Source organism: Bacillus sp. FSL R5-0434 (assembly GCF_038004745.1).
In the GTDB taxonomy this organism is placed as follows: domain Bacteria; phylum Bacillota; class Bacilli; order Bacillales; family Bacillaceae; genus Bacillus; species Bacillus halotolerans.
In genome coordinates this window covers 2,005,084-2,017,625 of the sequence record NZ_JBBORV010000001.1, presented here as the reverse complement: position 1 = coordinate 2,017,625, position 12,542 = coordinate 2,005,084, and the positions used below count along the sequence as shown (strand labels likewise).

Here is a 12,542-nt window from a genome sequence, read left to right as displayed (position 1 = left end):
AGAAGCTCGGGTTCTTTTTTATTGATACTGTTCCAATTTCGAGAAAAACTGAATGACAAACTCATAAAAATCCTGCGCTGAAGGTGCAAGCTCTCTGTTTTTCGGCTTAATAATCCCGACAGTCCGTTTCACTTGAGGAAACTCAATTGGAATTTTCACAGTAAATCGGGGTGTCGTTTCAGCAAAAGTGCTCTCCGGCAGAAGGGTGACACCCATACCTGCGGACACCAATCCTTTGATAGCGTCCAAATCCTCACCCTCTGTAGAGACAAGAGGGGCAAACCCGGCTTGTTTGCAAGAGTCAATCGCCATTTTTCTGAGCACAAATCCTTCCGGAAACAACACAAATTGATCGTTGCGCAAATCGATTAAATGCACCGTTTTTTGTTTGGCGAGCGGATGATTTAAAGGTACAAGCGCGTAAATTTTTTCCGTGAATAAAATATTTCCTGCTATGTCTGGAAAATTCGTCGGCACCGGGCCTAATAACGCTAAATCGATATCGCGGTTTCTGACAGCTTCAATCAGAAACTTATAAGAGCCTTGGCGCAGCAAAAACTCTACGTGCGGATATTCTTCTTTAAATGCCGAAACGACAGTCGGCAGAAGCTGACTGGCGAGGCTTGTAGGAAAGCCGATTTTTACGGTTCCGCGATGCGGGTCAAGGTACTCATCAATTTGTTCTTTTGCATAATCGATGGCTTTCATCGCTGTTTTGACATGAATTAAAAATTCTTTTCCAATCGGAGTGAGTTTGATATTTCTCCCTTCACGCTCAAATAAAGTAACATTTAATTCTTCTTCAAGGTTTGCAATTTGTCTGCTGATTGCTGATTGGGCCACATGCAGATAATCAGCGGCTTCTGAAACGTGTTCCCGTTCTGCAACCTCCATAAAATAACGCAGTTGGCGCAGCTCCATGTAAGTTTCACATCCATCTATCTCATTTTGAGATTCTTTTGATCTAAATTATATATTGTTTATATCGTTTTGAAAACCTACAATAATATTAGAGTTGTTAGATTTTATGACCGGTATTATCGGAATCTGATCGGGGGAGAGGAATTATGACTTACAATCAAATGCCAAAAGCTCAAGGTCTCTACCGTCCTGAATTTGAACATGATGCATGCGGAATCGGCCTATATGCGCACTTAAAAGGCAAGGCGACACATGACATCGTCAAACAGGGGCTGCAGATGCTTTGCCAGCTCGACCACAGAGGAGGTCAAGGCAGTGATCCGGATACGGGAGACGGCGCCGGCTTACTGGTTCAAATCCCTGATGCTTTCTTTAAGAAAGAGTGCAAAGACATCAATCTGCCGGAAAAAGGACGTTACGGGGTAGGAATGGTCTTTTTCTCGCAGAAGGAAGATGAAAGAAAAAAAATCGAAAAGCAAATCAATGCACTGATTGAACAGGAAGGCCAAGTTGTGCTTGGATGGAGAACTGCACCTGTAAATGTCGGAAAAATCGGAACAGTAGCACAAAAAAGCTGTCCGTTTGTCCGTCAAGTATTCATTGGCGCAAGTTCTGACCTGAAGGATGATTTGTCCTTTGAGCGAAAATTGTATGTCATTCGTAAACAGGCTGAAAACTGGGGAGTAACGGAAGGCCTAGATTTTTATTTTGCCAGTCTTTCAAGCCAAACTATTGTTTATAAAGGCCTTTTAACACCTGAACAGGTTGATGCGTTTTATTCCGATCTGCAAGATGAGGCATTCGTATCCGCTTTTGCACTAGTTCATTCACGCTTCAGCACGAATACCTTCCCTACATGGGAAAGAGCACACCCAAACCGTTATTTGGTTCACAATGGTGAGATTAACACCCTTCGAGGAAATATCAACTGGATGAGAGCACGTGAACAGCAATTTGTGTCTGAAAGTTTTGGTGAGGATCTCAATAAAATTCTTCCGATTCTGAATGCTGACGGCAGTGACTCTTCCATTTTAGATAACGCATTTGAGTTTTTCGTTATGGCTGGACGCAAGCCGGCACATACGGCGATGATGCTGATTCCTGAGCCATGGACAGAAAATACGCACATGTCTAAAGAAAAAAGAGCGTTTTATGAGTATCACAGCTCATTAATGGAGCCTTGGGATGGTCCGACGGCCATTTCATTTACTGACGGAAAACAGATCGGCGCAATACTCGACCGAAATGGTTTACGTCCGGCCCGTTATTATGTGACAAAGGATGATTATATTATTTTCTCATCTGAGGTCGGCGTTATTGAGGTTGAACAGGAAAACGTTTTATATAAAAACCGCCTTGAACCAGGAAAAATGCTTTTAATTGACCTGGAAGAAGGCCGCATCATTTCTGATGAAGAAGTAAAAACACAAATCGCAACTGAATATCCGTACCAAAAATGGCTTGAGGAAGAGCTTGTGCAAGTGAATCCTGATCCGGAAACAAGAGAGGAAGAGCAGTTCACGGATCTTCTTACGCGTCAGAAAGCGTTTGGATACACATATGAGGATATTCAAAAATATTTAATTCCTGTTATTAAAGAAGGAAAAGACCCTCTCGGCTCAATGGGGAACGATTCGCCGCTTGCTGTTTTGTCTGATCGCCCGCAATCGCTGTTTAACTATTTTAAGCAATTGTTTGCACAGGTTACCAACCCGCCGATTGACGCAATTCGTGAGCAGCTCGTGACTTCAACAATGACTTGGCTCGGAGCAGAAGGCGACCTCCTTCATCCGAATGAACGAAACGTCCGCCGAATCAAGCTGTATACACCCGTGTTATCAAATGAGCAGTTTTATGCGCTGAAAACAATCGTCCATCCTGATTTAAGAAGCCAAAAAATGAATATGCTGTTTTCAGAAGATCTTGAACGCGGGTTAAAAGACATGTTCACCCAAGCTGAGAAAGCAATCAGTCAAGGCGTCAGTCTTTTGATTTTGTCCGATCGAGCAATGAATGAGCAGTTAACGCCAATTCCGCCGCTGTTAGCAGTCAGCGCACTGCACCAGCATTTAATCCGAAAAGGATTGCGCACGAAAGTCAGCATTATCGTTGAATCGGGAGAAGCACGTGAAGTTCATCACTTTGCAGCTCTAATCGGCTATGGAGCCGATGCTGTCAATCCTTATCTGGCATATGCGACCTATAAGCAGGAAATTGACGAAGGCCGCTTGGATATCAGCTATGAAGAAGCAGTCAGCAAGTATGGAAAAAGCATTACCGAAGGTGTCGTAAAAGTGATGTCGAAGATGGGGATTTCTACGGTACAGAGCTACAGGGGCGCCCAAATCTTTGAAGCGGTAGGAATCAGCCGTGACGTGATTGACCTTTATTTTACAGGAACAGCATCACAGCTCGGCGGCATTGACTTAAATACCATTGCGGCAGAGGCACAGCGCCGCCACCAGGAAGCCTATAAGGATGACTACAGCAAAACGCTTGAACCGGGAAGTGACTTCCAATGGAGAAACGGCGGAGAGCATCACGCATTTAACCCGAAAACGATTCATACCTTGCAATGGGCGTGCCGCAGAAATGATTACAATCTGTTTAAACAATATACGAAAGCGGCAGATGAAGAACGAATCGGATTCCTGCGAAACTTGTTCTCATTTGACGAAAACCGCAAGCCTCTAAAAGTGGAGGAAGTAGAATCTGCTGAATCGATTGTCAAACGGTTTAAAACAGGTGCGATGTCATTTGGATCATTAAGCAAGGAAGCCCACGAAGCATTAGCGATTGCGATGAACCGCTTGGGCGGAAAAAGCAACAGCGGTGAAGGCGGAGAAGATCCAAAACGCTTTGTGCCTGATGAAAACGGCGATGACAGAAGAAGCGCGATCAAACAAATTGCTTCCGGACGATTCGGTGTGAAAAGCCATTACTTAGTCAACGCCGATGAGCTGCAGATTAAAATGGCGCAAGGCGCAAAACCGGGAGAAGGCGGACAGCTGCCAGGCAATAAAGTGTATCCTTGGGTTGCCGATGTCCGCGGATCAACACCTGGGGTCGGATTGATTTCACCGCCTCCTCACCATGACATTTATTCAATCGAGGATTTAGCCCAGCTGATTCACGATTTAAAAAATGCGAACCGTGATGCAAGAATCAGCGTGAAGCTGGTCTCAAAAGCTGGTGTCGGAACGATCGCTGCGGGTGTTGCTAAAGCAACTGCAGATGTCATCGTTATCAGCGGTTACGACGGAGGTACAGGTGCTTCACCTAAAACAAGCATTAAACATACAGGGCTTCCGTGGGAGCTTGGCCTTGCAGAAGCGCACCAAACCTTAATGCTGAACGGACTCCGTGATCGTGTTGTATTAGAAACAGACGGAAAGCTTATGACAGGCCGCGACGTCGTCATGGCCGCATTGCTCGGCGCCGAAGAATTCGGTTTCGCAACTGCTCCGTTAGTTGTTCTCGGCTGTGTTATGATGCGCGCCTGCCATTTGGATACATGTCCTGTCGGGGTAGCGACTCAAAATCCTGAACTTCGCAAAAAGTTCATGGGAGATCCTGATCATATTGTGAACTACATGTTGTTTATTGCTGAAGAAGTCCGTGAATACATGGCTGCATTAGGTTTTAAAACGTTCGATGAAATGATCGGCCGCACTGACGCACTTAACGTGAGTGAGCGGGCAAAGGCGCATTGGAAAGCGAGTCAGCTTGATTTGTCCACACTTCTTTATCAGCCGGAAGGGATACGGACATTCCAAACGCCGCAAAACCATAAAATTGATCAATCGCTCGATATCACAACAATTCTACCTGCTGTAAAAGATGCCATTGAATCGGGAAAAGAAGCTGATATTTCAGTCGAAATCAATAACACAAACCGTGTAGCAGGCACTGTAACAGGCAGTGAAATTTCGAAACGTTACGGAGAAGAAGGACTTCCGGAAGATACGATTAAGCTGCAATTCACAGGTTCAGCCGGCCAAAGCTTTGGAGCGTTCGTTCCAAAAGGCATGACGCTTTATTTAGACGGAGATTCAAATGACTATGTCGGAAAAGGTCTGTCTGGCGGAAAAATCATTGTCAAATCACCGGAAGGATTCAACTCCGAATCACATGAAAATGTAATTATCGGCAACGTGGCATTCTATGGCGCGACGAGCGGAGAAGCATATATTAACGGCCGTGCAGGTGAACGCTTTGCCGTTCGGAACAGCGGTGTGAATGTTGTTGTTGAAGGCATCGGTGATCACGGCTGTGAATACATGACAGGCGGAAGTGTTGTCGTACTGGGTGATGTCGGCAAAAACTTCGCGGCTGGTATGTCCGGCGGAATCGCGTATGTATTGGCCGAAGATGTAAAAGCATTTAAACGCAAATGCAACCTTGAAATGATTTTGTTTGAGTCATTAGAGGATGAAAAAGAAATTCAACAAGTTAAAGCAATGCTTGAAAAGCATGCCGCGTATACAAACAGCCAAAAAGCAGCAGACCTGCTTGAACAGTGGGAAGACAGCGTGAAAACATTCATTAAAGTGATTCCGAAAAACTATAAACAAATGCTTGCGAGCATCGAAGAGCAAAAAGCTGCGGGCTTATCTGAGGAAGAAGCCGTCATGTACGCGTTTGAAGCCAATACGAAACCAAAGCAGAAAAAAGCGCCGGCGGGACAAAAACAAACGGTAGTACAGTAAGGAAGGGGAGAGGAACATGGGGAAACCAACTGGATTTATGGAAATCAAACGAGAAAAACCAGCTGAGCGAGACCCTCTCACTCGCTTAAAGGACTGGAAGGAATATTCTGCTCCTTTTTCAGAAGAAGCGTCGAAACGGCAGGGGGCGCGGTGTATGGATTGCGGTACACCGTTTTGCCAGATCGGTGCTGACATTAACGGATTTACATCCGGCTGTCCGATTTACAACTTAATTCCTGAATGGAACGATCTTGTCTACCGAGGCAGATGGAAAGAAGCATTAGAACGGCTTTTAAAAACAAACAACTTTCCTGAATTCACAGGGCGGGTTTGTCCCGCTCCTTGTGAAGGGTCATGTACACTAGCGATTTCCGACCCGGCCGTATCGATTAAGAATATTGAACGGACCATAATTGATAAAGGGTTTGAGAATGGCTGGATTCAGCCTAGAATTCCGAAAAAACGAACAGGCAAAAAAGTTGCCATCGTTGGGTCGGGCCCAGCCGGACTGGCGAGTGCTGACCAGCTGAACCAAGCTGGACATTCTGTCACTGTATTTGAACGCGCAGACAGAGCGGGCGGACTTTTAACTTACGGCATTCCAAACATGAAACTTGAAAAAGGAATTGTCGAACGCCGCATTAAGTTGCTGACGCAAGAAGGAATCGATTTTGTTACAAATACGGAAATTGGCGTTGATATAACGGCTGATGAGCTGAAAGAGCAATTTGATTCCGTGATCCTTTGCACAGGTGCTCAAAAACAGCGGGATCTGTTAATCGAGGGACGCGAATCAAAAGGTGTTCACTACGCGATGGATTACTTGACGCTTGCTACAAAAAGCTATTTAGATTCTAACTTTAAAGACAAGCGATTCATTGATGCGAAGGGGAAAGACGTTATCGTGATCGGAGGCGGAGACACAGGAGCTGACTGTGTGGCTACCGCTTTGCGCCAAAAAGCCAAAAGCGTGCACCAATTCGGCAAACACCCGAAACTTCCTCCGGCTCGCACGAATGATAATATGTGGCCTGAACAGCCGCACGTCTTTACGCTTGAATATGCATATGAAGAAGCAGAAGCAAAATTCGGAAGAGATCCGAGAGAATATTCGATCCAAACAAAAAAATTGGTTGCCGATAAAAACGGCAAATTGAAAGAGCTCCATACGATTCAAATGGAGAAAATGAAAAATGAGCATGGAAAATACGAGTTCCGTGAACTGCCTGGAACTGAAAAAGTATGGCCTGCTCAGCTCGTCTTTATCGCTATCGGCTTTGAAGGCACAGAACAGCCGCTTTTAAAACAATTTGGTGTTGATTCTAATAACAACAAAATCAGCGCAGCATATGGGGATTATAAAACAAATATCGATGGTGTTTTCGCCGCAGGGGATGCAAGAAGAGGCCAAAGCTTAATCGTATGGGCGATTAATGAAGGCCGTGAAGTGGCGCGTGAAGTTGACCGATATTTGATGGGGAGTTCAGTTCTGCCGTAAATAAAGGGGATTATATAAAAAAAGAAACCGGACTGTTTGTCAGCCGGTTTCTTTTTTAATCTATTGTGATTCCGATGTTCCCAAACTGGCTGCCTTCCAGCATACTGGTATATGCTTCATGTGCTTGTTCTATAGGATATGTCCGGTCAAGCACGGGCCGAAGTTTATGTTTTTCCATGAAATGCAGCATTTCACGGAATTCATCACGGCTTCCCATTGACGTTCCCAATATATTGATTTGCGGAAAGAATAAAGAACGCAGCGGAAAACTGAGATTATCACCCGAACTTGCACCAAAGCTGACAATACGGCCGTTCGGTTTAACATGATCAAAGTATTCTGAAAAGAGGGCCGGCCCTATGCTATCGAGAATGACATCAGCTTTTTGTCCTTGAAGATGTTCAGACCAATTGCTGTAACTTTCAAAAGCGTGGTCAGCGCCTAATTGTATTGCTCTTTTTCTTTTTTCCTCGCTTCGAGAAGTCACGCTTACAGTTGCTCCAATCGCTTTAGCCATTAATAGTGCGTAAGTTGCAACGCCGCTTCCAATTCCGGGTATCAAAATATGCTCGCCTTTTTTTAATTGGGCCTTTGTAAAAAGTGCTCGATATGCGGTCAGAGCTGATAATGGCAACACGCCTGCTTCCTCCCAGGATAGATAAGAAGGTTTTTTCACTGCGTTTTGTGAAGGAATGATCACATATTCAGCAAGTGTTCCGTTTGAAAGGCCTCCCAAAATATCCGGAACAGGAGGTACATCATCTGTTACTTCCCAATTCAAAGTCGGTAAAATCACCACTTCTGTTTGAACAGCCAGATGATCTACACCTTCACCGACCGCTTCAATAATACCAGCACCGTCAGAGCCCAGAATAAACTCAGGATCTTGTTCAGTTTTATTTTTCATGAGAAACAGGTCCCGGTGATTTAATCCCGCCGTTTTCAACTTTACTTTCACTTCTCCGTTTCCGGGATTTTGAGAAGGGATGTCCTGATACGCTAACCCCCGAAGTCCGCTTTTTCCGTTATGAATAACCGCTTTCATGCCGTCTGCCTCCTATATTCCTCGTAATCTATGATCTTCACATATTTTACACAGCGGTTTTCTTCAAGTAAAATGAACAAAAATGATTGCCGGTATCACTTTTAATCATAGCAAGAAGGTGACAGCGTGTGGAAAGCGGAGAATTAAAGATATTCCGGGCTGTTGCCCGTGAAGGAAGTATAACAAAAGCAGCCCGGCAGCTGAATTATGTTCAATCTAATGTAACAGCCAGAATCCATAAGCTTGAGACAGATCTGAATATCAAGTTATTTCACCGGACAAATCGTGGAATGACGTTAACGGCTGCGGGGGAAAACCTATTACAATACGCAGATCAAGTTTTATCATTATTAGACGAAGCTGAGAAATCAGCGCAGTTAAGTCAGCATCCGAAAGGGCCGTTGCGGCTTGGAGCATTGGAAACAACAGCGGTCACTCACCTGCCTGAACATGCAGCTTCATTCCTCAGACGTTTTCCTGAAGTTGATTTATCAGTGAACACAGGTGATACGCACAGCTTGGTTCGGCAAGTTCTAGATCATAAGGTGGATGGCGCTTTTGTGTACGGTCCTGTTGAATACATGGATATCAAACAAATTCCTGTTTCCTATGAGGAATTGGTGTTGATTTCACCGGAGGAAGGGGCGATAGAGGACATGCTACGGCTGCCGATGCTCTTTTTTGGAACCGGCTGCTCTCATCGCGATAGGGTCAAAAGATTATTGGAGGAAGCAGGTATTCAACAGCAAAAAATCATAGAATTTGGCACATTGGAAGCCGTTATCAGAGGTGTTTCCGCTGGTTTGGGAACGGCGCTGCTGCCAAAGTCGGCTATTGCCTGCTCTGTCCATCGCCAAAGGGTGTACGTTCACCAGCTTCCCGCATCATATCAGGATATGACGATTGTGTTTATTTACAGGAAAGACTTTTTTATGACCAGTGCATTTCAGCGGTTTATTGCAGAATTGAATGAGGCCAAATTTATCCAATCAGTCTAATCAAGAAGAGAAGATTCAACAATAGCAGGGGATGCTGGATAGATTTTTGGTTTCGTAAGCTGGAGAGACGGTTTTCAAAAAAACAAAGAAGCTTTAAGGTCTATGAATTGATTAGCTGATCAAACCTTTATGTGTTTCGAATTGTTATCTGGCACATGTCTGGATGTTATATTGAAAGGTATTCGTACCGACCGTTAAGGAGTTTGCGGGTACCATAGGCAAGATTAATCGTTCACAGCAAAAAACTGTACTCGGCAAAAATGAGTACAGTTTTTCTTTTTTATTTATGTTTTAAATTAATTCCGATCGCTGCGCCGTTTCTGCTTGAATCGGCTACTCCTTTGAAGGTGCCGTTTTCACGGTCGATAAAAATGCTTTGCACGTTTCCGATGTCCACTGGACTTGTGCCGAATTTATGGCCCATGTCTTTTAATTTGCTGAGTACATTCTCTGGAACTCCGTCTTCGTATCTGTAGGAGCTCATACTGTTTGTGTAAATTCTCGGCTCTTCAACCGCTGCTTTTAATTCCATTCCATATTCTATATTATAGAGGATGGTTTGCAGCACGGAAGAAATAATCGTTGCCCCTCCAGGAGATCCGACGGTGAGAACTGGTTTGTCATCTTTAAACAAAATCGTCGGTGTCATGCTGCTTAATGGCCGCTTGTTCGGCTGAACTTCGTTGGCTCCGCCTGGAACCGCATCAAAATCTGTTAGTTCATTGTTTAAAATGACGCCGTAATCAGGAACCATAATGCCTGTGCCAAACAGCTGTTCAATTGTTGTTGTATAGGAAACAACATTGCCCCAGCGGTCCGCGACGGTAAAGTGTGTCGTTTGGCCGTCTACTTTATCATTCGGCTGTTCGACTTGCTTATAGTTTGCGGTTCCTTCTTCGTATTTCCAAGGATCACCGGCTTTTGGTTTTTTGTTGACTTCATCTAAACTGATTAATTGCTGGCGCTCTTTTATATAGTCGGGGTGAAGCAAACCTTTGAGAGGAACATTTACAAATTCGGGATCGCCTGCATAAGCCGCACGGTCAGCGTAAGACAAATGCATGGTTTCAGCGAGCAGATGGTATTTTTCCCATGAGCGGATATCATATTGTGAAAGGTTAAAATCATCGAGAATGTTTAGCATTTGCAGCAAGAAAACGCCGCCAGAGCTTGGAGGAGGAGTCGTTGCGATTTGATAGCCTTGATATTCTCCCCAAATTGGTTCGTCAATTGTAATGTCATAATTTTCTAAATCTTTTTCGGTCATTGATCCCCCAAAATCCTGAACAGTATCAGAAAGGGCTTTGGCAAATCTGCCTTCGTAAAAGGCGTCTATGCCTTTCGAACGAATGAGCTTAAAGGTTTTGGCCAGATCTTTTTGAATGAGCGTATCGCCTTCTTTAAGCGGCTCGCCATTCGGCAGAAATACATCCTTAGCGGCAGTCCGTGATAATTTTTCCTGATAATCAGAAATCGCATCTGCTAACACTGAATCAATCGGAAAGCCTTTATCAGCGAGTTTTATAGAGGGGGAAATTAATTGTTTCATCGAACGGGTTCCCCATGTATCCAAGGCTTTTTCCAGCCCTTTCAGTGTACCCGGAACACCAACGGCAGTACCTTTTGTGACACGTTCGGAGAAAGGTATCGCTTTGCCGTTTTCATCGAGAAACATATCCGGAGTTGCGCCTGCGGGAGCGCGTTCACGGCTGTCAATGATCGTCGTATCTTTTGTTTTTCCGTCATACACCATCATAAAACCGCCGCCGCCAATACCTGACATCATCGGTTCTGTGACATTAAGCGCAAACTGAATGGCAACCGCCGCGTCAATGGCATTTCCGCCTTTTTTCAGGACGTCAGCTCCGATCTCTGAAGCGAGAGGATGCGCAGTCGCAACCATTCCGTCTTTGCCTACATCTACTTGTTTGTACTCGTCATAGCCTTTGGGCGGCTTTTTAGCTTCCGCGTGAAATGGAGCACTTCCAGCGACTAACAGAACACTAAGCATGGCTGCTAAACAGACGTTCCACGTTTTTTTCATGTTCTCCCTCCTATTAAGCTGTTATGTTACAATCTTAGCGTAAAAAAAATACAGCGGTTTCACAAGTGACAAATGGTATATTATCTATATCATTCGGCCTTATTTCTGTGTGAAATTGATTATATGGGGGTGAGTCATGTGCTATAGTAGAAACAGCATACGGATTCAGAAAGGAATGCTATATGTATTTAACGATTAAAGAAACAGCAGAATATGCAAATCTTTCAGAGGATTATATTAAAAGTTTGGTGCTCGAAGGTAAAATCAGGGCCGTTCATGACGGTGAGCAATTTTTGATTTATAAGGGACAGTTCAAAACGCATCTCGAACAGCTGGAAAATTACAAAGCGCTCGTGCAGGAAATATTAAATGAACCGATCCCAGAAGATATTGATGTAAAGGATGAAGACTAGGACACAATTTCAAATTGTGTCTTTTTTTTGCATATTTTTTGTGAGCATCTCGAAAAGAAAAGCGTCATATTGCGTTATAAGGGCTTTTTCGGGAAGGGTCAGAGTGATTTGTCTCAGGAGGCGGAAAAGCTTTATATGAGCCTGTAAATGCCATTTCAGAAGATAGGGCGTTTCAAGAGATCTCTTTTCTGTTTATGTAACACTATGTATATTATGTTACATAAATGCCTCCGAACTTTGACATTCAACGTTTTTCCGCTATAATAGTAACATAGACCTCAAAACGTTACATAACGGTTTTTAAGGAGTTTTTTGATGCATATTGTACAGCCGATCCGCAGTTTAGAGAAAATTCAAGATGTAAAACAGTATTTACGCAGCAAAAACAAGCGTGATTATTTTTTGTTTATTTTCGGCATTAACAGCGCGCTCCGAATTTCTGATATTTTGTCGCTTCAGGTGAAAGATGTCAGAAATAAAGACCATTTATGGGCGACTGAAAGCAAAACAAAAAAGAAAAGGAAGATTCTCATTTTAGAATCTTTGAAAGCAGAAATATACGAGTATACGAAAGATATGAAAGAAAATGAATATCTCTTTAAATCTGTCCGAACCAAAAAGCCAATTTCACGCATTCAGGCATACAGAATTTTAAGAGAGGCAGCCGAAGCGTGCGGACTTGAGGAAATAGGGACCCATACGCTCCGGAAAACATTTGGCTATCATTTCTACCAGCGGACAAAAGATATCGCTGAGCTGCAGAGGATCCTTAATCATTCATCACCTTCGATTACAATGCGTTATATTGGAATCGATGAAGATACAACAAGAGCTGCTTATAAGGTATTTGGAGGGCTGTAAATCATATCGCTTGAAAATCGTGACAATCGGAGCTACTATATAGATATCAAAAA

Annotated in this window: 8 protein-coding genes; 5 read left to right on the top strand and 3 right to left on the bottom strand. The window is 43.8% G+C overall.

Translation table 11 applies throughout. The annotated features are described in order from the left end of the window. Positions 1 to 18: 18 nt before the first annotated feature. Positions 19 to 921: a glutamate biosynthesis transcriptional regulator GltC gene (gltC, locus tag NYE43_RS10060; RefSeq protein ID WP_024121635.1), complete on the bottom strand. Its 903-nt coding sequence runs from the start codon at positions 919 to 921 to the stop codon at positions 19 to 21. A 146-nt stretch (positions 922 to 1,067) separates the two neighbouring features. Between gltC and gltB the strand changes: the two genes are divergently transcribed. Further along, positions 1,068 to 5,630, top strand: a complete 4,563-nt coding sequence (gltB, locus tag NYE43_RS10055; protein ID WP_326323878.1) for a glutamate synthase large subunit — start codon at positions 1,068 to 1,070, stop codon at positions 5,628 to 5,630. Positions 5,631 to 5,646: 16 nt separating this feature from the next. After that, positions 5,647 to 7,128: a glutamate synthase small subunit gene (gene gltD / locus NYE43_RS10050; protein ID WP_326323877.1), complete on the top strand. Its 1,482-nt coding sequence runs from the start codon at positions 5,647 to 5,649 to the stop codon at positions 7,126 to 7,128. Between the two features lie 55 nt (positions 7,129 to 7,183). On the opposite strand, the gene NYE43_RS10045 is transcribed toward gltD, so the two are convergent. Next, positions 7,184 to 8,173, bottom strand: a complete 990-nt coding sequence (locus NYE43_RS10045; protein ID WP_326323876.1) for a zinc-binding dehydrogenase — start codon at positions 8,171 to 8,173, stop codon at positions 7,184 to 7,186. A 128-nt stretch (positions 8,174 to 8,301) separates the two neighbouring features. Between NYE43_RS10045 and NYE43_RS10040 the strand changes: the two genes are divergently transcribed. Further along, entirely contained in the window at positions 8,302 to 9,171 is an 870-nt protein-coding gene (locus NYE43_RS10040; protein WP_101861449.1) for a LysR family transcriptional regulator, read from the top strand. 280 nt (positions 9,172 to 9,451) lie between these two features. Here NYE43_RS10040 and ggt read toward each other — a convergent pair whose 3' ends face one another. After that, the gene (gene ggt / locus NYE43_RS10035) at positions 9,452 to 11,215 is read right to left on the bottom strand and encodes a gamma-glutamyltransferase (RefSeq protein WP_095713037.1); all 1,764 of its coding nucleotides are present in this window, start codon (positions 11,213 to 11,215) and stop codon (positions 9,452 to 9,454) included. Positions 11,216 to 11,397: 182 nt separating this feature from the next. Here ggt and NYE43_RS10030 point away from each other — a divergent pair, with 182 nt between their 5' ends. Then, entirely contained in the window at positions 11,398 to 11,628 is a 231-nt protein-coding gene (locus tag NYE43_RS10030) for an excisionase family DNA-binding protein (protein WP_024121629.1), read from the top strand. Between the two features lie 315 nt (positions 11,629 to 11,943). Continuing rightward, positions 11,944 to 12,489, top strand: a complete 546-nt coding sequence (locus NYE43_RS10025; RefSeq protein WP_341061744.1) for a site-specific integrase — start codon at positions 11,944 to 11,946, stop codon at positions 12,487 to 12,489. Positions 12,490 to 12,542: the final 53 nt, after the last annotated feature.

Bases quoted from the DNA above. Each gene is read 5' to 3' on its own strand.
- NYE43_RS10030 (WP_024121629.1), top strand. From the start codon at position 11,398: ATGTATTTAACGATTAAAGAAACAGCAGAATATGCAAATCTTTCAGAG.
- gltD (WP_326323877.1), top strand. From the start codon at position 5,647: ATGGGGAAACCAACTGGATTTATGGAAATCAAACGAGAAAAACCAGCT.
- gltB (WP_326323878.1), top strand. From the start codon at position 1,068: ATGACTTACAATCAAATGCCAAAAGCTCAAGGTCTCTACCGTCCTGAA.
- NYE43_RS10045 (WP_326323876.1), bottom strand. From the start codon at position 8,173: ATGAAAGCGGTTATTCATAACGGAAAAAGCGGACTTCGGGGGTTAGCG.
- gltC (WP_024121635.1), bottom strand. From the start codon at position 921: ATGGAGCTGCGCCAACTGCGTTATTTTATGGAGGTTGCAGAACGGGAA.
- NYE43_RS10025 (WP_341061744.1), top strand. From the start codon at position 11,944: ATGCATATTGTACAGCCGATCCGCAGTTTAGAGAAAATTCAAGATGTA.
- ggt (WP_095713037.1), bottom strand. From the start codon at position 11,215: ATGAAAAAAACGTGGAACGTCTGTTTAGCAGCCATGCTTAGTGTTCTG.